Annotated in this window: 18 protein-coding genes; 11 read left to right on the forward strand and 7 right to left on the reverse strand. The window is 70.6% G+C overall.

Annotated elements, in window-relative coordinates; translation table 11 throughout:
- The first annotated feature begins 28 nt into the window (after positions 1 to 28).
- The 5 genes from lspA (at position 29) to AB0N16_RS20750 (ending at position 4,644) form a co-directional block, all read left to right on the forward strand.
- Positions 29 to 634, forward strand: coding sequence for a signal peptidase II (gene lspA, locus AB0N16_RS20730; RefSeq protein ID WP_365798683.1), 606 nt, complete (start codon positions 29 to 31; stop codon positions 632 to 634).
- A gap of 92 nt (positions 635 to 726) precedes the next feature.
- Positions 727 to 1,671 (forward strand): RluA family pseudouridine synthase, encoded by a 945-nt coding sequence (locus AB0N16_RS20735; RefSeq protein ID WP_365798685.1) that lies wholly within the window; start codon positions 727 to 729, stop codon positions 1,669 to 1,671.
- Entirely contained in the window at positions 1,668 to 2,138 is a 471-nt protein-coding gene (locus AB0N16_RS20740; RefSeq protein WP_365798687.1) for a GNAT family N-acetyltransferase, read from the forward strand. The genes AB0N16_RS20735 and AB0N16_RS20740 overlap by 4 nt, the downstream gene beginning before the upstream one ends.
- 74 nt (positions 2,139 to 2,212) lie before the next feature.
- Complete coding sequence (locus tag AB0N16_RS20745) at positions 2,213 to 3,799, forward strand: Na+/H+ antiporter (protein WP_365798689.1); 1,587 nt, start codon at positions 2,213 to 2,215, stop codon at positions 3,797 to 3,799.
- A 104-nt stretch (positions 3,800 to 3,903) separates the two neighbouring features.
- On the forward strand, positions 3,904 to 4,644 hold the full coding sequence (locus tag AB0N16_RS20750; RefSeq protein WP_365798691.1) for an SDR family oxidoreductase: 741 nt from the start codon (positions 3,904 to 3,906) through the stop codon (positions 4,642 to 4,644).
- 16 nt (positions 4,645 to 4,660) lie between these two features.
- Here AB0N16_RS20750 and AB0N16_RS20755 read toward each other — a convergent pair whose 3' ends face one another.
- A complete protein-coding gene (locus AB0N16_RS20755; protein ID WP_365799285.1) occupies positions 4,661 to 5,776 on the reverse strand; it encodes a mechanosensitive ion channel domain-containing protein in 1,116 nt (371 codons plus the stop codon).
- Between the two features lie 102 nt (positions 5,777 to 5,878).
- On the opposite strand from AB0N16_RS20755, the gene AB0N16_RS20760 reads away from it, so the two are divergent.
- A complete protein-coding gene (locus tag AB0N16_RS20760) occupies positions 5,879 to 6,448 on the forward strand; it encodes a dienelactone hydrolase family protein (protein ID WP_365798693.1) in 570 nt (189 codons plus the stop codon).
- A 7-nt stretch (positions 6,449 to 6,455) separates the two neighbouring features.
- On the opposite strand, the gene AB0N16_RS20765 is transcribed toward AB0N16_RS20760, so the two are convergent.
- The 4 genes from AB0N16_RS20765 to AB0N16_RS20780 all read right to left on the reverse strand — a co-directional run bounded on the left by AB0N16_RS20765 (position 6,456) and on the right by AB0N16_RS20780 (position 11,264).
- The gene (locus AB0N16_RS20765) at positions 6,456 to 8,132 is read right to left on the reverse strand and encodes an alkaline phosphatase D family protein (protein ID WP_365798695.1); all 1,677 of its coding nucleotides are present in this window, start codon (positions 8,130 to 8,132) and stop codon (positions 6,456 to 6,458) included.
- A gap of 104 nt (positions 8,133 to 8,236) precedes the next feature.
- Positions 8,237 to 9,079: a thioredoxin domain-containing protein gene (locus AB0N16_RS20770; RefSeq protein WP_365798697.1), complete on the reverse strand. Its 843-nt coding sequence runs from the start codon at positions 9,077 to 9,079 to the stop codon at positions 8,237 to 8,239.
- Positions 9,080 to 9,178: 99 nt separating this feature from the next.
- On the reverse strand, positions 9,179 to 9,871 hold the full coding sequence (locus AB0N16_RS20775; RefSeq protein WP_365798699.1) for a hypothetical protein: 693 nt from the start codon (positions 9,869 to 9,871) through the stop codon (positions 9,179 to 9,181).
- A 67-nt stretch (positions 9,872 to 9,938) separates the two neighbouring features.
- Complete coding sequence (locus tag AB0N16_RS20780; protein WP_365798701.1) at positions 9,939 to 11,264, reverse strand: DUF2252 domain-containing protein; 1,326 nt, start codon at positions 11,262 to 11,264, stop codon at positions 9,939 to 9,941.
- 233 nt (positions 11,265 to 11,497) lie between these two features.
- Here AB0N16_RS20780 and dnaE point away from each other — a divergent pair, with 233 nt between their 5' ends.
- A complete protein-coding gene (gene dnaE, locus AB0N16_RS20785) occupies positions 11,498 to 15,037 on the forward strand; it encodes a DNA polymerase III subunit alpha (RefSeq protein ID WP_365798703.1) in 3,540 nt (1,179 codons plus the stop codon).
- A gap of 100 nt (positions 15,038 to 15,137) precedes the next feature.
- Here the strand turns inward: dnaE and AB0N16_RS20790 are convergent, their stop codons facing one another.
- Positions 15,138 to 15,314, reverse strand: coding sequence for a hypothetical protein (locus AB0N16_RS20790; RefSeq protein WP_365798705.1), 177 nt, complete (start codon positions 15,312 to 15,314; stop codon positions 15,138 to 15,140).
- Between the two features lie 220 nt (positions 15,315 to 15,534).
- Here AB0N16_RS20790 and AB0N16_RS20795 point away from each other — a divergent pair, with 220 nt between their 5' ends.
- The 4 genes from AB0N16_RS20795 (at position 15,535) to AB0N16_RS20810 (ending at position 19,454) form a co-directional block, all read left to right on the forward strand.
- Complete coding sequence (locus tag AB0N16_RS20795) at positions 15,535 to 16,758, forward strand: NYN domain-containing protein (RefSeq protein ID WP_365798707.1); 1,224 nt, start codon at positions 15,535 to 15,537, stop codon at positions 16,756 to 16,758.
- 117 nt (positions 16,759 to 16,875) lie between these two features.
- Positions 16,876 to 17,850, forward strand: a complete 975-nt coding sequence (locus AB0N16_RS20800) for an ABC transporter ATP-binding protein (protein ID WP_365798709.1) — start codon at positions 16,876 to 16,878, stop codon at positions 17,848 to 17,850.
- A gap of 88 nt (positions 17,851 to 17,938) precedes the next feature.
- Complete coding sequence (locus AB0N16_RS20805; RefSeq protein WP_365798711.1) at positions 17,939 to 18,763, forward strand: ABC transporter permease; 825 nt, start codon at positions 17,939 to 17,941, stop codon at positions 18,761 to 18,763.
- 34 nt (positions 18,764 to 18,797) lie between these two features.
- Positions 18,798 to 19,454: an AAA family ATPase gene (locus AB0N16_RS20810; RefSeq protein WP_365798713.1), complete on the forward strand. Its 657-nt coding sequence runs from the start codon at positions 18,798 to 18,800 to the stop codon at positions 19,452 to 19,454.
- A 171-nt stretch (positions 19,455 to 19,625) separates the two neighbouring features.
- On the opposite strand, the gene ybaK is transcribed toward AB0N16_RS20810, so the two are convergent.
- The gene (gene ybaK / locus AB0N16_RS20815; RefSeq protein ID WP_365798715.1) at positions 19,626 to 20,129 is read right to left on the reverse strand and encodes a Cys-tRNA(Pro) deacylase; all 504 of its coding nucleotides are present in this window, start codon (positions 20,127 to 20,129) and stop codon (positions 19,626 to 19,628) included.
- Positions 20,130 to 20,137 lie beyond the last annotated feature (8 nt).

The raw sequence follows: 20,137 nt of genomic DNA on the forward strand, positions 1-20,137 counted from the left end.
AGGCAGGCACCTAGGTTGAGGGACTTACGTGGCAGAGGCGGAGCGCATCATCGGTACGCCGGACACTCCGGACGACGGTGGTGAGGAGACGGCACCCGGCGTGTCCGGCGCGGAGCGACAGCGGACCGGGGACGAACGGCGGCCCGGGCGCGGACGCCGGATCGCCGTGCTGTTCGCGGTGGCCGTCTTCGCGTACGCCCTCGACCTGGTCAGCAAGACGATCGTGGTCGCGAAGCTGGAGCACCACGCGCCGATCGAGGTCATCGGCGACTGGCTGGAGTTCCACGCCATCCGCAACCCGGGCGCGGCCTTCGGGTTCGGCGGCGCTTTCACGATCATCTTCACGGTGATCGCGGCGGCCGTGATCGTCGTGATCTTCCGCCTGGCCCGCAAGCTCTACAGCTTCCCCTGGGCGGTCGCGCTCGGCCTGCTGCTGGGCGGCGCGCTCGGCAACCTCACGGACCGGATCTTCCGCTCGCCGGGAATCTTCGAGGGCCAGGTCGTCGACTTCATCGCGCCCAAGGGCTTCGCGGTGTTCAACCTGGCCGACTCTGCGATCGTCTGTGGCGGCATCCTGATCGTCCTGCTCTCCTTCCGTGGCCTGGACCCGGACGGCACCGTCCACAAGGACTGACGGGGCCGCGGGCGGGGCCGAAGCCGGGTCCGGAGGGTGGGCCGGACGGGCTTGCGTGCGGCGCTGCCGGTGCGGTCCGGCATACTCGACGGGTGAGCACCATTCCCGAGATCCGAACCCTGCCCGTGCCCGACGGCCTGGAGGGCGAGCGTGTCGACGCCGCCATCTCCCGCATGTTCGGCTTCTCCCGCACCAAGGCGGCCGAGCTGGCCGCGGCGGGCAAGGTCCAGGTCGACGGCGCGGTGGTCGGCAAGTCCGAGCGGGTGAGCGGCGGGTCCTGGCTGGAGGTCGAGATGCCTGGGGTGCCCGCCCCCGTGCAGATCGTCGCGGAGCCCGTCGAGGGCATGGAGATCGTGTACGACGACGATGACGTGGTCGTGATCGTCAAGCCGGTCGGCGTGGCCGCGCACCCCAGCCCCGGCTGGACCGGCCCGACCGTCATCGGCGGCCTCGCGGCCGCCGGCTACCGCATCTCCACCTCCGGCGCCGCCGAGCGCCAGGGCATCGTGCACCGCCTCGACGTCGGCACCTCCGGCCTGATGGTGGTGGCCAAGTCCGAGCGCGCGTACACCTCGCTCAAGCGCCAGTTCAAGGAGCGCACGGTCGACAAGCGCTACCACACGCTCGTGCAGGGCCACCCGGACCCGACCAGCGGCACCATCGACGCCCCCATCGGCCGCCACCCCCAGCACGACTACAAGTGGGCGGTCACGGCCGAAGGCAAGCCCTCCGTGACCCACTACGACCTCATCGAGGCGTTCCGCGCGGCCTCCCTGCTGGACGTGAAGCTGGAGACCGGCCGCACCCACCAGATCCGCGTCCACATGGCCGCCCACCGCCACCCCTGCGTCGGCGACCTCACCTACGGCGCCGACCCGACGCTCGCCAAGCGGCTGCACCTGACCCGGCAGTGGCTGCACGCGGTCCGGCTCGGCTTCGAGCACCCCGGCAGCGGTGACTGGGTCGAGTTCGAGAGCGACTACCCGGCCGACCTGGGCAAGGCGCTGGACCAGGTCCGCGAGGAGACATACGGATGAGCACGCGCCCGTACGAGGTGCGGGTCGCCGAGGACCCCGCCGACCTGGAGGCGTGCTTCGCCGTACGCAAGCAGGTCTTCGTCGTCGAACAGGGCGTCCCCGAGGACCTGGAGTACGACGAGTACGACACCACGGCCCTGCACGTCCTCGCGATCCGCGAGGACGGCGTACCGCTCGGCACCGGTCGGCTGCTCTACGGCGAGACGGCCGCCGAGAAGACCGACGGCGACCCGTCCCTCGGCTCCCTGGGCCGGCTCGCGGTCTCCGAGGAGGCCCGCGGCCTCGGTATCGGCATCGCCCTGGTCCGGGCCATCGAGGACGCCGCACGCGCGCGTGGCCTGACCGCGGTGGACCTGCACGCGCAGGCGCACGCGCTGGGTTTCTACGAGCGGCTGGGCTACGAGCCCTACGGCCCGGAGTACGAGGAGGCGGGCATCCCGCACCGGGGGATGCGGCGCGCGCTGTAGCGCGGCGCATGCCGCAGGACCGCATGGCAGGCTTGAGGCCCGCTGTGTGACCGTCGACACCCGGAGCGCTGGCCGTGGATCAGTTGGCCCTGTTGTTCGTGCTGCTGCTCGGGGCTCTGGTGAGTGTCCCGGTGGGGGACCGGCTGGGGCTGCCGGCGCCCGTGCTGATGACCCTGTTCGGGATCGTGCTCGCGGTGGCCGACTTCGTACCGAACGTGAACATCCCGCCCGAGCTGATCCTGCCCGGCCTGCTGCCGCCGCTGCTCTACGCCGCCGTACGGCGGACCTCCTGGCGCCAGTTCACGGCCAACAAGCGGCCGATCTTCCTGCTCGCGGTGGCCCTGGTGTTCGTCACCACGGTGTGCGTGGCGGTCGTCGCCGGCGCGATCGTGCCCGGGCTGCCGATCGCCGCCGCCGTGGCGCTGGGCGCGCTGGTCGCCCCGCCCGACCCGGTCGCCGCGACCGCCGTCGCCGGGCAGCTCGGGCTGCCGCGCCGGCTGGTGTCGATTCTGGAGGGCGAGGGCCTCTTCAACGACGTCACGGCCATCGTCCTCTACCACGTCGCGATCGCCGCCGTGGTCAGCGGCACGTTCTCGCCCTGGCGGGCGGGGTTGGACTTCCTGCTCTCCGCCGTGGTCGCGGTCGCGGTGGGGCTGGTGCTCGGGTGGGGCGCGAACAAGCTGATGGACGTGCTCGGCGACGCGACCCTTCAGATCGGCCTGACCCTGCTGGTCCCGTACGTCTCCTACGTCCTCGCCGAGGAACTGCACGGCTCCGGAGTCCTCGCCGTGCTCACCACCGCGTTGTTCATCGCCGAGTACGCCACCGATGCCGACGACGTGATGACCCGGCTCGCCGGATACACCTTCTGGGACATCGTCGACACGCTGGTCACCGGTGTCGCGTTCGGGCTGATCGGCCTGGAACTGCACAACGCGATCCGTACGGCGTCCGGCCGCTGGGGCGAGCTGCTCGGCTGGGCGGCCGCGATCGTGGGTGTGGTCGTCGTGGTCCGGCTGATGTGGCTGCTGCCGGCGACCTGGCTGACCAAACGGCTGCACGCCCGGCGGGACTATGACGAGGAGATCCCGACCAGCTGGCGGGAGACCGTCGTGATGTGGTGGTCCGGAATGCGCGGGGTGGCGTCGGTGGCGCTGGCCCTGGCCATCCCGCTGAAGACCGACGACGGATCCGCCTTCCCGGACCGGGACGAGATCGTCTTCATCGCGTTCGGCGTGATCATGGCGACGCTGGTGCTCCAGGGACTGACCCTGCCGTGGCTGGTGAAGCGGCTGGGGGTGCGGGCCGACACCGACCAGGAGAAGGAGTTCGAGAAGGAGCTGGCGGTGCGGGCGGCGAAGGCGGCACGGCGGCGGCTGAAGGAGATCGAGCAGGTCGAGGACCTCCCGGAGGAGGTGACGGAGCAGATGCTGCGGCGGGCCTTCGAGATCGGGTTCCGGATCAGTCCCGAGGTGGCGGAGGACGAGCGGCGCGAGGGGCACGACAAGCGGGCCAGGCGGTTGAAGCGGTTGCGGCGGATCCAGCAGGAGATGCTGAGCGCGGCGCGGCACGAGGTGCTGGCGGCGCGGAGCGAACCGGGGGCGGATCCGGAGATCGTGGACCGGGTGCTGCGGCACCTCGATGTGCGCAGCCTGCGCTGAGCCCGCTCTCTCCGAGCCGCCAGCGTGTTGCGATAGTCATACGAACGTATGGCTGCTGTGGATAAGCGGAAGCGGGGTCGGCGGTGCGCTCGTAGTCTCGGATCATGGCTCGGAACATTGTGATCAGTGGTGGTGGGACGGGGATCGGGCTCGCCGCGGCGCGGGTGTTCGCCTCCGACGGAGATCGGGTGCTGCTGCTCGGGCGGCGCGAGGAGGTGCTGGAGAAGGCCGGGGTGCCGGGGGCGGTCTGGTACGCCGCCGACCTGACCGAGCCGGCCGACGTACGGGGCGTGGCGCGGTACGTCGCCGACGAGTTCGGGACCGTGGACGTGCTCGTCCACAGCGCCGGAGGGAACGCGGCGTTCGCGCCCGACGCGGAGGCCGGCGATCCGCTCGACGCCGTCGCCCGCACCTGGACGGCCAACTTCGCGCAGAACACGCTGAGCGCCGTCCTGCTCACGGAGGCGCTGAAGGACCGGCTCGCCGACCCCGGCGGGCGGGTGCTGTTCCTCAGCTCCATCGCCGCGTACCGGGGCTCGGGGACCGGTTCCTACGCCGCCGCCAAGGCGGCCCTGCATCCGTACGCCCATGATCTGGCCCGGCAGCTGGGGCCGCGCGGGGTCACCGTGAACGTGGTAGCGCCCGGGTACATCGAGGACACCGAGTTCTTCGGCGGCCCGGTCGAGGAGGCGCGGCGGGAGCGGCTCGTCGCCGAGACGTCGACCGGGCGGGCGGGCATACCGGGTGACGTCGCCGCCACCCTGCACTGGCTGGCATCCCCGGCCGCCGGGCACGTCACCTCGCAGATCATCCAGGTCAACGGCGGCGCCGAGCGCGGCCACTGACGGGAGGGGCGAGCGGTCAGCCGCCGCGGCCGGTGCGGGGCGGCTCGTGCAGACGCCGGGCCGTCGCCGCCCCGTCCTGGGAGGGGATGACCCCGCCCGGCGGCGGGACCGCGTCGGCCGTGTTGACGCGGGGCAGGGCGTAGGGATGCTCGGCGGTCAGCCAGGTGATCATCTGCTCGCGGACGGCCACCCGGACCGTCCAGACGTCGTCCGAGTCCTTGGCGGTCACCAGCGCCCGCACCTGGATGGTGGTCGGTGTGGAGTCGGTGACCACCAGGCCGTAGGCGCGCCCGTCCCAGGCCGGGCACTCGCGCAGGATGTCACGCAGCCGCTCCCGCATCGCCTCGACCGGCGCCGAGTGATCCAGGTGCCAGTAGACGATCCCGGTCATCTCCGGGGTACCCCGCGACCAGTTCTCGAAAGGGTTGGAGGTGAAGTACGACACCGGCATGGTGATCCGGCGCTCGTCCCAGGTCCGTACCGTCAGAAAGGTCAGGGTGATCTCTTCGACCGTGCCCCACTCGCCATCGACCACGACCGTATCGCCGAGGCGCACCATGTCGCCGAAGGCGATCTGCAGACCCGCGAACATGTTCGCCAGCGTGGACTGGGCGGCCACACCGGCGACGATGCCGAGGATTCCGGCGGAGGCCAGCAGGGAGGCGCCGGCCGCGCGCATCGCCGGGAAGGTCAGCAGCATCGCCGCCGCGGCCACCACACCGACGATCGCCGTGACCACGCGCATGATCAGCGAGACCTGGGTGCGCACCCGGCGGACCCGGGCGGCGTCGTGGTGGACGCGGGCGTACCGGGAGTACGAGGTCTGCACGATCGCCGCCGCGATGCGCACCATGAGCCAGGCGGTCGACCCGATCAGCACCAGCGACAGTATCTGGCCCACGGCCACCCGGTGCCCCAGAAGCACCTCGGCCTGGTCGTAGGAGCCTCTGAGCAGGCCCGTGCACAGCACCAGCTGGTAGGGGACGCGGCCGCGGCGCAGCAGTCCCCACAGGGGTGTCTCGCTGTGCCGAGCGTCGGCCTTGCGCAGCAGCAGGTCGGTCGCCCAGCCGATCAGCAAGGTGAGGACGACGGCGCCGCCTACCACGATCAGCGGGCGGAGTACGTTCTCCATGTCCATGGGTCGGAACGTAACCGGATCGGCGGGGTCCTTAACATGCCGACCGGTGTCGAGGGCGTCACAAAGGCTGTCGGTGCCGGCTGGCACCATGGGCGCATGAACATCATGCTCTTTCACTCGACCTATGGCCTCAGGCCCGCGGTGCGCGAGGCCGCGGACCGGCTGCGTGCCGCGGGGCACGAGGTATGGACGCCGGACCTCTTCGAGGGGCGCACGTTCGACACGGTCGAGGAGGGCAGGGAGTTCAACCAGGGGATCGGCAAGGAGGAGCTGCTGAAGCGGGCCGTGCTGGCGGCGGCGCCCTACTCGGAGCGCGGGCTGGTGTTCGCGGGGTTCTCGCTGGGTGCGGCCCTCGCTCAGACGCTGGCGCTGGGCGACGAGCGGGCGCGCGGGCTGCTGCTTCTGCACGGTACCTCGGACATCGCGCCGAACGCCGCGGTGGACGGGCTGCCGGTACAGCTGCACGTGGCCGAACCGGACGCCTTCGAGCCGGACGACTGGCTGAGCGCCTGGTATCTGCAGATGGGCCGGGCCGGTGCTGACGTGGAGATCTACCGGTACGCCGGTGCCGGGCACCTCTACACCGACCCCGGGCTGCCGGACTACGACGAGGAGGCCGCCGAGGCCACCTGGCGGGTGGCGCTCGGCTTCCTCGACACGCTGTAGGTGACGGCTACACCGGGTCGTAGGTGCGCTCGACCTTCTGGGTGCCGCTGCGGGTGCGGTACGAACGCTCCCAGGACGAGGTCGCGTCGGCCTTCGTCTTGTCGGAGAGGACGTAGTAGTCCATCTGCGCCCGGGCGGCGGTGATGTCCAGGATGCCGTAGCCGTGCCGGTCGGTGTCGACCCAGTGCACATGGCGGTTGGCCAGCTGGATGACCGGCGCGGCGACGGTGGAGACGGCACCCGGGGAGACCTTGAGGAGGTCGTCCAGGTTGTCGGAGGTCACCGAGGTGACCACGAACTCGGTGGCCGCGGAGGCGGAGAGCGGGTAGGTCCCGGCGTCCACCGGCACGTCGTTGGCCCAGGCCATGTGGATGTCGCCGGTCAGGAACACCGTGTTGCCGATCGCGTTCGAGCGCAGGTGGGCCAGCAGCTCGCGGCGGTCGTCGGTGTAGCCGTCCCACTGGTCGGTGTTGAGGGCGAGGCCGTCCTGCGGCAGGCCGAGCAGCTTGGCGAGCGGCTTGAGCAGGTCGGCGGAGAGCGAGCCGATGGCGAACGGCGAGATCATCACGGAGTTGCCGACCAGCCGCCAGGTGGTGTCGGAGGCCTTCAGCCCGGCCTTCAGCCAGTCGAGCTGGGCGCGGCCGGTGATGGTGCGGTCCGGGTCGTCGACCGAGCCGCTGCCCGTGGAGACCTGCTGGGAGCGGAAGGAGCGCAGGTCGAGCAGGGAGAGGTCGGCGAGCTTGCCGAAGCGCAGCCGGCGGTAGGTGGTGCCGGCGATGGCCGGGCGGACCGGCATCCACTCGAAGTAGGCCTGCTTGGCCGCCGCCTGACGGGCCGTCCAGGCGCCCTCGGTGCCCTCGGTGTGGTTCTCGGCACCGCCGGACCAGGAGTCGTTGGCGAACTCGTGGTCGTCCCAGATCGCGATGACCGGCGCCTTGGCGTGCAGGGCCTGCAGGTCGGCGTCGGTCTTGTACTTGCCGTGCCGGGTGCGGTAGTCGGCGAGGGTGATGGTCTCGTGGGTGGGCGCGTGCTGGCGGACCACGGTGTCACGGGTGCCGTACTCGCCGGTGCCGTACTCGTAGATGTAGTCGCCGAGGTGCAGCCAGGCGTCGAGGTCGCCCCGGGCGGCGAGGTGGCGGTACGAGGCGAAGTAGCCGGCCTCCCAGTTGGCGCAGGAGACCACGCCGAAGCGCAGGCCGGAGACGGCGGCGTCGGCCGCCGGTGCGGTGCGGGTGCGCGCCACCGCGGAGTCCGTGCCGCCGGCCGAGAAGCGGAACCAGTAGTCGGTGGCCGGGGCCAGGCCGCGGATGTCGGCCTTGACGGTGTGGTCCGAGGCGGCGGTCGCGGTGGTGGAGCCGCGGGAGACGACGTTGGTCAGCGCCTTGTCGGTGGCGACGATCCAGCTGACCTCGGTGTCGGCGCCGACACCGGAGCCGGGGGTCGCGTCGGCGCTCGGCGTCACCCGGGTCCACAGCAGGACACCGTCGGGCAGCGGGTCGCCGGAGGCGATGCCGTGCAGGAAGGCGGGGGTGTCCGAGGCGGCCCGGGCCGGCAGCGCGGCGGCGAGCGGGGCGGCGACGGCAACGCCAGCCGTCGCCGCCGCGGCCTTGACGACCGTACGGCGGCGCGGGGAGAGGGAGTTGGCACCCTCGGAAGCCTGAGTTGATCTGTATCGACTGGTCACGGCCGATCAGGTTACTGACCAGTATGAACAAGAGCAGGCGAACCAGGAAAAGTTCGCCTGCTCTTCACCCGGAGCCGGCGCCGCACCTGTGCACAGCGCCCGGGTTACGCCTTGAGGGCCGCGTCCACCAGGGAGGTGAAGTCCGCGACCGTCATCGGCGGGTTGCCGTTGGAGTCGGTCGTGAGCATCTTGCCGTTCATGACGAAGCTCGGGGTGCCCGTCACGCCGTCCTTGTTGGTGTCGAAGGTCTTCGACATGGCCAGCGCCCAGGCGTCGTACTTGCCGGACTTCACGGCGTCCTGGAACGTCTTGTTGTTCTTCAGCGCCGGGACGGTGTTGGCGACCTGGATGAGGTAGCTGTCGTTCTTGAACTTGTCGTCCGTCTCCTCGGGGTGCCACTTCGTGGAGTAGAGGGCGGTCTTGTACTCCAGGAACGCCTCGGGGCTGACGTTCAGCGCGGCGCCCATGGCGCTCATCGCGTTCTTGGAGCCCTCGCCGTTGGTGCCGATCTTGCCCTTGCCCAGCGAGTCGCCGTCGATGAACGTGCCGCCGATGTACTGGATCTTGAACTTGCCGTCGTCGATGTCCTTCTTCACCGTGGAGCCGACGGTCTGCTCGAACTGGGCGCAGATCGGGCAGCGCGGGTCCTCGTAGACCTTGAGGGTCTTCTTGGCGGTGGACTTGCCGATCACGACCGTGGTGCCGTCCGTGCCCGTGGTGTTGGCCGGGGCGACCACCTTGGCGGACTTCTCGTCCTCCCAGTAGCCCGGCTTGTTGGCCTGGACGACGGCGTAACCTATGCCGCCCGCCGCGGCCAGCACGGCCACGACCGAGCAGGCCACGATGACCTGGCGCTTGACCTTGGCCCGCCTGGCCTGCTTCTCGCGCTCGACGCGCAGTCGCTCCCGGGCCGCGTTCTTGGCGGACTGGCTGTTCCGCTTGCTCATGTTGGTGATCTCCATATGGGACGCGCACATGTCGTACGCGGGATACGTGTGGGGGACTCGTCGTGCTCGAACGAGGGGTGTGCTCGCGGGGGAGGGCGCTCAGGCGAAGGGCAGGGCGAGCGCCCGGGAGCACGGCGGTCCACGCCGTCCCAGGGAGTGCACGAGGACCAGGTCGCGGGCCGCGGCCGTACGCGGCGCCGGACGCGGCAGCCGTCGTACCGGAACCCGCCGGACCGTGCCCGCGGCGACCGCGACGAGCAGCGGGCGGAAGGTGGTGGCGGCGATCGCGCGCAGCAGCTGGGTCAGGGCGCGCTCGCCGCGGCGCAGCCAGGCAGCGGCCAGCAGGCCGACGCCGACATGTGCGGCGAGCAGCAGCCAGGCGGCGGTCGGGTCGGCGTGGGCGAGCGCCGCGGCGGCCCGGGAGCCGCCGGTCATCTGGGCCAGCGGGGTGCCGACGGCACCCCCGTGGCACAGCACGTCGAAGCCGACCGCGCGCAGCGGGCCGGCGATGGGGCCGCCGGCCCTGCCGTAACAGGCGTGCTGGCCGGTGGTGAAGACCGTGTCGGCGGCCAGTTCCAGCGGGACCAGCAGGGCCGCGATCCGGCCGAAGCCGCGCTCGCGGCCCGCCAGCGCGTACGCCCCGACGAACACCCCGGCGGCGACCGCGGCCACCGTCGTGAACGGCAGCGGGGCCCGGGACAGCAGCACGTGCGACGCGGTGCTGAGTGTCACGACGAAGGCCGTGAACAGCGCCGCGCGCACGGCTCTGAGCTGGGTCCCGGATATGTCCATAGCGGTGGAGAGTCTGTCACGTACTCATGTAAGGGACCCCTAAAAAGGCCCTGAGAATTGGCGAAGGTTACAGGCCTGGAATGCGGCCGTTGCGGAAGAGGTCGACGAAGATCTGGTGGTCGGCACGCGCGCGTGCGCCGTAGCTGTGCGCGAAGTCGGTCAGCAGAGGTGCGAAGCTCTCCTCGTCCGCCGCGATCGCCGCGTCGATGGCCCGCTCGGTGGAGAACGGCACCAGGGACTCGCCGGACTGGTCGTCGGCCGCCGAGTGCATCGAGGCCGTGGCCCGGCCGAGGTCCGCGACGACCGCCGCGATCTCCTCCGGGTCGTCGATGTCGCTCCAGTCCAGGTCCACCGCGTACGGCGACACCTCGGCGACCAGCTGCCCGGAGCCGTCCAGCTCGGTCCAGCCCAGCCACGGGTCGGCGTGCGCCTGCAGGGCCCGCTGGGAGATCACCGTGCGGTGGCCCTCGTGCTGGAAGTAGTCGCGGATCGCCGGGTCCGTGATGTGCCGGGAGACGGCCGGGGTCTGGGCCTGCTTGATGTAGATCACGACGTCGTTCTCCAGGGCGTCCGTGGAGCCCTCCAGGAGGATGTTGTACGACGGCAGACCGGCCGAGCCGATGCCGATGCCGCGCCGGCCGACGACGTCCTTCACGCGGTAGGAGTCCGGGCGGGACAGGGACGACTCCGGAAGCGTCTCCAGATAGCCGTCGAAGGCGGCGAGGACCTTGTAGCGGGTGGCGGCGTCCAGCTCGATGGAGCCGCCGCCGGCGGCGAAGCGGCGCTCCCAGTCGCGGATCTCCGTCATCGAGTCCAGCAGCTCGAAGCGGGTCAGCGAGCGGGCCGCGCGCAGCGCGCCGAGCAGCGGGCCGTCAGCGCTGTCCAGGGTGAACGGCGGCACCTCGTCGCTCTTGGCGCCGGTCGCCAGCGCGTGGATCCGCTCGCGGTACGCGCCCGCGTACACCTCGACCAGCTCGGTGATCTGCTCGTCGCTGAGCGCCTTCGCGTACCCGATCAGCGCGATGGAGGCGGAGAAGCGCTTCAGGTCCCAGGTGAAGGGGCCGACGTAGGCCTCGTCGAAGTCGTTGACGTTGAAGACCAGGCGGCCGTTGGAGTCCATGTACGTGCCGAAGTTCTCCGCGTGCAGGTCGCCGTGGATCCACACGCGCGAGGTGCGCTCGTCCAGGAACGGGCCGCCGCGCTTCTCGGCGTCCACGTCGTGGTAGAAGAGCCCCGCCGTGCCCCGGTAGAAGGCGAAGGCCGAGGCCGCCATCTTCCGGAACTTCACGCGGAACGCGGCCGGGTCGGCGGCCAGGAGCTCGCCGAAGGCGGTGTCGAAGACGGCGAGGATCTCCTCGCCGCGCTGCTCGCCGTTGAGCTGGGGGACCGACATCGCTGGGTGCCTCCTGGTACGGGTGGTACGTGACATGTGGTGCGGATCTCTTCCTCGGACCAACGTGCGAAGGTCCGGGGGAGTGCCCGCTTTCTTCGCCTGAAGGTACGCGGGGTGGCGGGCGGATTGTCAGTGCCGAGGCATAGGATTTCGCCGTCCCACCAGACTGTCCGCAGTCGGTACGCAGTCGGTCGGAAGATCGTCGACGCCTGTTTCCTCTGGAGGCCGAAACCGTGTCAAAGCCGCCGTTCACGCACCTGCACGTTCACACCCAGTACTCGCTGCTGGACGGTGCCGCGCGGCTGAAGGACATGTTCAACGCCTGCAACGAGATGGGCATGACGCACATCGCCATGTCCGACCACGGCAACCTGCACGGGGCGTACGACTTCTTCCACACCGCGCAGAAGGCCGGAGTCACCCCGATCATCGGGATCGAGGCGTATGTCGCGCCCGAGTCGCGGCGCAACAAGCGCAAGATCCAGTGGGGCCAGCCGCACCAGAAGCGGGACGACGTCTCCGGTTCCGGTGGTTACACCCACAAGACGATGTGGGCGGTGAACAGTACCGGCCTGCACAACCTCTTCCGGCTCTCCTCCGACGCCTACGCCGAGGGCTGGCTGCAGAAGTGGCCCCGGATGGACAAGGAGACGATCTCCCAGTGGTCCGAGGGGATCGTCGCCTCCACCGGCTGCCCCTCCGGCGAGCTCCAGACCCGGCTCCGCCTCGGCCAGTACGACGAGGCCCTGAAGGCGGCCGCCGACTACCAGGACATCTTCGGCAAGGACCGCTACTTCCTGGAGCTGATGGACCACGGCATCGAGATCGAGCACCGCGTCCGCGACGGCCTCCTGGAGATCGGCAAGAAGCTCGGCATCCCGCCGCTGGTGACGAACGACTCGCACTACACGTACGCGCACGAGGCGGCCGCCCACGACGCCCTGCTCTGCATCCAGACCGGCAAGAACCTCTCCGACCCGGACCGCTTCAAGTTCGACGGCACCGGCTACTACCTGAAGTCCACGGACGAGATGTACGCCGTCGACTCCTCGGACGCCTGGCAGCAGGGCTGCGCCAACACCCTCCTGGTCGCCGAGATGGTCGACACCACCGGCATGTTCCAGGCGAAGAACCTCATGCCGAAGTTCGACATCCCGGACGGCTACACCGAGGTCACCTGGTTCAAGGAGGAGGTCCGCCGCGGCATGGAGCGCCGCTTCCCCGGCGGCGTCCCCGAGGACCGCCAGAAGCAGGCCGACTACGAGATGGACGTCATCATCCAGATGGGGTTCCCGGGCTACTTCCTGGTGGTCGCCGACTTCATCATGTGGGCCAAGAACAACGGCATCGCCGTCGGCCCCGGCCGAGGCTCCGCGGCCGGCTCGATCGTCGCCTACGCCATGGGCATCACCGACCTCGACCCGATCCCGCACGGCCTGATCTTCGAGCGGTTCCTCAACCCCGAGCGCGTCTCCATGCCCGATGTCGACATCGACTTCGACGAGCGCCGGCGCGTCGAGGTGATCAGGTACGTGACCGAGAAGTACGGCGCCGACAAGGTCGCCATGATCGGCACCTACGGCAAGATCAAGGCCAAGAACGCCATCAAGGACTCCGCGCGCGTGCTGGGCTACCCGTACGCGATGGGCGACCGCCTCACCAAGGCGATGCCCGCCGACGTCCTCGGCAAGGGCATCGACCTGGACGGCATCACCAACCCCTCGCACCCGCGGTACAACGAGGCGGGCGAGATCCGCGGGATGTACGAGAACGAACCGGACGTCAAGAAGGTCATCGACACCGCCAAGGGCGTCGAGGGCCTGGTCCGGCAGATGGGTGTGCACGCGGCCGGCGTGATCATGTCCAGCGAGCCCATCGTCGACCACGCCCCGATCTGGGTGCGGCACACCGACGGCGTGACCATCACGCAGTGGGACTACCCGCAGTGCGAGTCGCTCGGCCTGCTGAAGATGGACTTCCTCGGCCTGCGCAACCTGACGATCATGGACGACGCCGTCAAGATGGTGAAGTCCAACAAGGGCATCGACCTCGACCTGCTGTCCCTGCCGCTCGACGACCCGAAGACCTTCGACCTCCTCCAGCGCGGCGACACCCTGGGCGTCTTCCAGTTCGACGGCGGCCCCATGCGCTCCCTGCTGCGCCTGATGAAGCCCGACAACTTCGAAGACATCTCCGCCGTGTCGGCGCTCTACCGTCCCGGCCCGATGGGCATGGACTCGCACACCAACTACGCGCTGCGCAAGAATAAGCTCCAGGAGATCACCCCGATCCACAAGGAGCTGGAGGAACCCCTGGAAGAGGTCCTGGCCGTCACCTACGGCCTGATCGTCTACCAGGAGCAGGTGCAGAAGGCCGCGCAGATCATCGCCGGCTACTCGCTCGGCGAGGCCGACATCCTCCGGCGCGTGATGGGCAAGAAGAAGCCCGACGAACTGGCCAAGAACTTCACCATCTTCCAGGCCGGCGCCCGGAAGAACGGCTACAGCGACGAGGCGATCCAGGCCCTGTGGGACGTGCTGGTCCCGTTCGCCGGATACGCGTTCAACAAGGCGCACTCCGCCGCGTACGGCCTGGTCTCGTACTGGACCGCCTACCTGAAGGCGAACCACCCCGCCGAGTACATGGCCGGCCTGCTCACCTCGGTCAAGGACGACAAGGACAAGTCGGCCGTCTACCTCAACGAGTGCCGCCGCATGGGCATCAAGGTGCTCCCGCCGAACGTCAACGAGTCGGTGCACAACTTCGCCGCCCAGGGCGACGACGTGATCCTCTTCGGCCTGGAGGCCGTGCGCAACGTTGGCACCGGCGTTGTCGAGTCGATCATCAAGGCCCGCAAGGCGAAGGGGAAGTTCGCCTCCTTCCCCGACTACCTGGACAAGGTCGACGCCACCGCCTGCAACAAGCGGACCACGGAATCCCTGATCAAGGCGGGCGCCTTCGACGCGCTCGGGCACACCCGCAAGGGCCTCACCGCCCAGTACGAGCCGATGATCGACAACGTGGTGCAGGTCAAGCGCAAGGAGGCCGAGGGGCAGTTCGACCTCTTCGGCGGGATGGGCGAGGAGGACAGCAACGAGCCGGGGTTCGGCCTCGACGTGGAGTTCACCACCGAGGAGTGGGACAAGACCTATCTGCTCGCCCAGGAACGGGAGATGCTCGGACTGTACGTCTCCGACCACCCGCTCTTCGGTCTGGAGCACGTGCTCTCCGACAAGGCCGACGCGGGCATCGCGCAGCTGACCGGCGGCGAGCACGCCGACGGCGCGGTCGTCACCATCGGCGGTATCATCTCCGGCCTCCAGCGCAAGATGACCAAGCAGGGCAACGCCTGGGCGATCGCCACCGTCGAGGACCTGGCGGGCTCCATCGAGTGCATGTTCTTCCCGGCGACCTACCAGCTGATCTCGACCCAACTCGTCGAGGACGCGGTCGTGTTCGTCAAGGGGCGCCTCGACAAGCGCGAGGACGTGCCTCGCCTGGTGGCGATGGAGCTCACGATTCCCGACCTGTCCGCCGCGGGCGCCAACGCACCGGTGATCCTCACCATCCCCGCCACCCGGGTCACCCCGCCCATGGTCAGCCGCCTCGGCGAGATCCTCAGCCACCACAAGGGCGACAGCGAGGTCCGGATCAAGCTCCAGGGCCCGACCAAGACGACCGTGCTGCGCCTCGACCGGCACCGGGTCAAGCCGGACCCGGCCCTGTTCGGCGACCTGAAGGTGCTGCTCGGGCCGTCCTGCCTGGCCGGATAGGTTCTCCGGTCGTACGCGCGCGGAAGGGGCGCACCCGCACCGGGTGTGCCCCTCCTGCGTGTTTGGGCTTCAACAGCCCGGTGGGACCTGGTCAGTCCGCTCAGTTGTGGCCGAAGCTCTTCTGCTTCTTGCGAGCAATATCCGCCGGGCTGCCCTGGATGTGCGACACCGGCGAGTCCTGGGACTCCGTCGACGTACGCTGCGGGTGCTCGTGGGTCTGCTCGGCCTGGGGGGTGCGGTTCTGAGAGCCACCCTTGCGGTTCTTGTTCTTGGCCATGGTGATCTGCCTCCTGTGGGGGATCTAGGGGCCGGATTCAGATTCACATAGGCTGACAACAGACGCATTTCGGATAATTACCGTCTGTGACAGGGTTTGTCGGAGAGCAAGGTGCCGAAACGCCACGCCGAAGATCGAGTTCGGGCCGTTAAGCCCCGCGCCGTCGGGCAGACTCGAAGGAAGCCCCGAAAGCAAACCTCCCGGAAAGAGGGTGAGTCGCGTGGACCGCTGCATCGTCCTGGTGGACGCCGGGTATCTGCTGGGTGCCGCCGCCAGTCTCCTCGCCGGTGAGCCCTCCCGATCCCGGATCACCGTCGACCACGCCGCGCTCATCCAGGCGCTGCGCGACCGCGCGGAATCCGACACCGAGCGTCCACTGCTGCGCATCTACTGGTTCGACGGCGCCCCCGACCGCGTCCCGCAGCCGGAACACCGCCGGCTGCGCGTGATGCCCCGGGTGACCGTCCGGCTCGGCGCGCTGACCCGAAGCGACGGCCGCTGGGCGCAGAAGGGAGTGGACGCGGCCATGCACGCCGAGCTGACCGAGCTGGCCCGCAACGGCGCCTGCTCCGACGTGGTGCTGGTGACCGGAGACGGTGATCTGCTGCCGGGCATGATGGCCGCGAAGGAGCACGGGGTCGCCGTGCACCTGTGGGCCGTGCAGGCCGCCGACGGGGACTACAACCAGTCCGAGGACCTGGTCGCCGAGGCCGACGAGCGGCGGGTCCTGGACCGTGCGTGGATCACCCAGGCGGTACGGGCGAAGGAGCTGACCGCGGTCTGTGCGCCGCCGCCGGCGCCGCGGCCCGAGATCGCCGCGATCCTCTCCGCGCCGCTGCCCGACTCGGGGCTGGCGGGCGCGTCCGACCCGGGGGCCGAGGAGGCCGAGCGGGCGCCGGTGGCGAACGCGGCGGAGAACGGGGCGGTCGAGCGGGTGCCGGTGCCCAAGGGGGTGCCCACGCCGAAGGACCTCGCCGCGCTGCGGGCGCCGGGCGCGCAGCCGGTCCAGAATCCGGCGACCACCGCGACCCTGCGGTGGTCCTCCGACAAGGGATGGGTGGACCGGCCGGGGGCCGTCGCGGAGCCCGCGGAGGCCGCCTCCATGCCGACGCTGGCGCAGCTGACGACCGCGGAGCAGCGGTGGGCCGACCGGGAGGAGGACATCACGACCGTCGGCGGGGATCCCTTCGAGGTCGGGCAGGTGTTCGCGCGGCGGTGGATCTCGCGGCTGGGCGACCAGCACCATGTGCAGAGGCTGTCCGGGATGTATCCGCGGATTCCGCATCGGATCGACGGGGAGCTGCTGCGGTACGCGGCCCGGTTCGGGTTGCTGGCCCACAAGGACGACCAGATCGACGAGCACGACCGGTACGCCATCAGGGCGGGGTTCTGGAGAGAGATCGATGTGCCGGCGGGTGCGGCGGAGCACGCACCGGCCGAATGAGTGGACCCCGGGGCGCGAGGCCGACGGCCCCAAAGACGAGTAAACGGGGGCGACCCCGTAGTCTCGTCCCTTGTGAGTACGGGCGTGGGTCGGGCACTTCGGCAGCAGAGTGACGTGGTGTGTGCCGTGCGTGGGCTGACCAAGACCTACGCCGCGGTCAAAGGGCGCCGTGGAACCCCCGCGGTGCCGGAGGTCCGGGCCACCGATGGGGTGGACCTCGATGTCCGGTGCGGGGAGATCTTCGGGCTGCTCGGGCCGAACGGCGCCGGCAAGTCGACCCTCGTACGACAGCTCACCGGGCTGCTGCGGCCCGACACCGGCACCGTCGAGATCCTCGGCCACGACATCGTGCGGCATCCGGAGCGGGCCGCGCGGATCCTCGCCTATCTCGGGCAGGAGTCCAGCGCCCTGGACGAGCTGACCGTGTCCCTGGCCGCCGAGACCACCGGGCGGCTACGCGGCCTGGACGTACGGCGGGCCCGGGCCGAGCGGGACGCCGTGCTCGAGGAGCTGGGGCTCGGCCCCCTCGCCGGGCGGGCGATCAAGAAGCTCTCCGGAGGGCAGCGGCGGCTGGCCTGTTTCGCCGCGGCGCTGGTCGGGGAGCGGCCGTTGCTGGTGCTCGACGAGCCGACGACCGGGATGGATCCGGTGGCCCGGCGGGCCGTGTGGGCCGCCGTCGACCGGCGGCGGGCCGAGCACGGCGCGACCGTCGTCCTGGTCACCCACAACGTGATCGAGGCCGAGACGGTCCTCGACCGGGTCGCCGTGCTCGACCAGGGGCGGGTCATCGCCTGTGACACCCCGGCCGGACTCAAGGAACGGGTCGCCGGCGAGGTCCGGGTCGAGCTGGTGTGGCGGGAGCGGGCCCCGCTGGACGTGCCCGAGGTGGCCGTCCTGCGGGAGCGTGCCGTCGAGTCCGGCCGGCGCTGGACGCTGCGGCTCGCACCCGAGGAGGCGCGTGCCGTCGTCGCCACGGTGACCGGCGGGGCCGCCTTCGCCGCCCTGGACGACTTCACCCTCGCCACGCCCAGCCTGGAGGACGTCTATCTGGCGCTGGGCGGCGCCGCACGGCAGGGGCTGGTGAAGGCATGAGCGTGAACGCCGGGGCGACCGGGCCCGTACCGGAAGGCGCGGCGGCCGTATGTGCCGTGGATGCCGTTGGGAAGAGGAGCTGCGCGACGTGAGTGTCGTACCCGCGGAGGTTCTGCCGGGCGGTGCCCTGGCCCTGGAGGAGACGGTGCCGCGCCCGGCGGTCGAGCTAGGCCCCCGTGCGCGTCTGTGGCCGTCGCTGGTGGCCGTCTACCGGGCGCAGCTGTCCCGTGCCCGGGTGGCGCGGATCCCGCTGCTGTTCGTCGCTACCTTCCAGTCCGTCGGCATCATGATCATGATGCGGGGCGTGGTGGACAGCCGGGGCGAGGCCCAGTCCGTGGTGGCGGGGTCGTCGGTGGTGGTCGTCGCCTATGTGGCCCTGAACCTGCTGGCGCAGTACTTCGGGCAGCTGCGGGCGAGTGGCGGCCTCGACCACTACGCCACGCTGCCGGTGCCGCCGGCCTCCGTGGTGCTCGGGGCGGCCGCGGCGTACGCCTCCTTCACCGTGCCGGGGACGCTGGTGACGGCCGTCTTCGGGTGTGTGCTGTTCGGGCTGCCGCTGAGCAACCTGTGGATTCTCCTCGCCGTGATCCCGCTGGCGGGGGCGGCCCTGTCCGGGCTCGGCGCCGCCTGCGGACTGCTCGCGTCGAGGCCCGAACTCGCCACGCTGCTCGGGCAGTTGGGTATGTCGGCGGCGCTGCTGCTCGGGGTGCTGCCGCCGGACCGGATGCCGGGGATCATCCAGCTCGCGCGCGACCTGCTGCCTTCGACGTACGGCGTGGAGGCCTACGCCCGGACCTTCGGGGCGCAGCCCGACTGGGCCGTCGTCCTCGCGGACCTGGGCGTGTGTGCCGGCGTGGGGGTCGTCTCGCTGGCCGTCGCCACCTGGGCGTACCGCCGGGCCGCCGTCCGGTGACGCGCCGCACAGACCGGCCTGGCACGATGTCAGGGTGACCGCACCGTTGACGCCGCCTCCGCCGCCGCACGACCAGTCCCCGCACCAGGCCTGGCAGGCACCGCCGCCTGCCGGGACGGTCGAAGCAGAGTACGGACAGGACGGTCCCGGAATGAAGACCGAACTGCGTCAGGCCGCGGTGATCGTTCTCGCGGTGGCGGTGAGCGGGGTGCTGCTCGGGCTGCTGTGGCTGTGGCTGGCGCCGCACGTCCCACTGGTGGGGGACCACTCCAGCAAGGGCTGGGTGGTCTACCTCAAGGACACCGAGGGGGAGCAGGCGGTGGGGGTGGACGGGGCGTTCACGCTGCTGGCGCTGGCGTTCGGTGCGGTGAGCGCGGTCGCGGTGTTTCTGTGGCGGCGGGCCGGGGGTGTGCCGCTGGTGGTGGCGCTGGGGATCGGGGGACTGCTCGGGTCGCTGCTGGCGTGGCGGTTGGGGGTGTGGCTGGGGCCGCAGCAGGACGTGATCGCGCACGCGAAGGCCGTGGGCAAGGGGGTCACGTTCTCGGCGCCGCTGAAGCTGGGGGCGAAGGGGGCGTTGCTGGCATGGTCGCTGTCGGCGTTGCTGGTGCATCTGGGGCTGACGGCGCTGTTCGGTCCGCGGGATCCGGAGCCGCCCTACGAGGACGGACCGTACGCGGCTCCGCCGGCGTAGCTCTCCGCCCCCGCCGCCCTTACCCGTCCCACCCCCAGGGGGCTGCGCCCCCTTCGGCCCCCGCCCCTGGTGGGTGGTTCGCGTGGCCCTTCTTCGTGCGCCACTTCCGTTTCCGTGTCTCCTTCGACATGTCTCCCGTGATTAACCGAGAACGGGAGCCTCGTCGAGAGGTCACGCACGCCCAATGGGCGCCAGGGTCGCGTTCGTCAGGTCGGCCAGGGACGTCGGGGACAGTTCGACCTCCAGGCCGCGGCGGCCCGCCGAGACGCAGATGGTGGGGTGGGACGACGCCGACGCGTCCAGGACCGTGGGGAGCTTCTTGCGCTGGCCCAGCGGGGAGATGCCGCCGCGGACGTAGCCCGTCGTGCGCTCGGCCAGGGCCGGGTCCGCCATCGCCGCTCGTTTGCCGCCGACCGCCGTCGCCAGGGCTTTCAGGTCCAGGCTGCCCGCCACCGGCACCACCGCGACCGTGAGCGCGCCGTCCACGTCCGCGACCAGGGTCTTGAAGACCCGGTCGGGGGACACGCCCATCGCCTCCGCCGCCTCCTCGCCGTAGGACGGGTGGGAGGGGTCGTGGTCGTAGGAGTGGACGGTGAAGTCCACCCCCGCCGCGGTCAGGGCCACCGTCGCCGGCGTGCCCCCGGACTGCTGCTTCTTGTTCGGCTTCTTCGGCATGACAGGGA

The organism is Streptomyces sp. NPDC051105, from assembly GCF_040682795.1.
Taxonomy (GTDB): Bacteria; Actinomycetota; Actinomycetes; order Streptomycetales; family Streptomycetaceae; genus Streptomyces.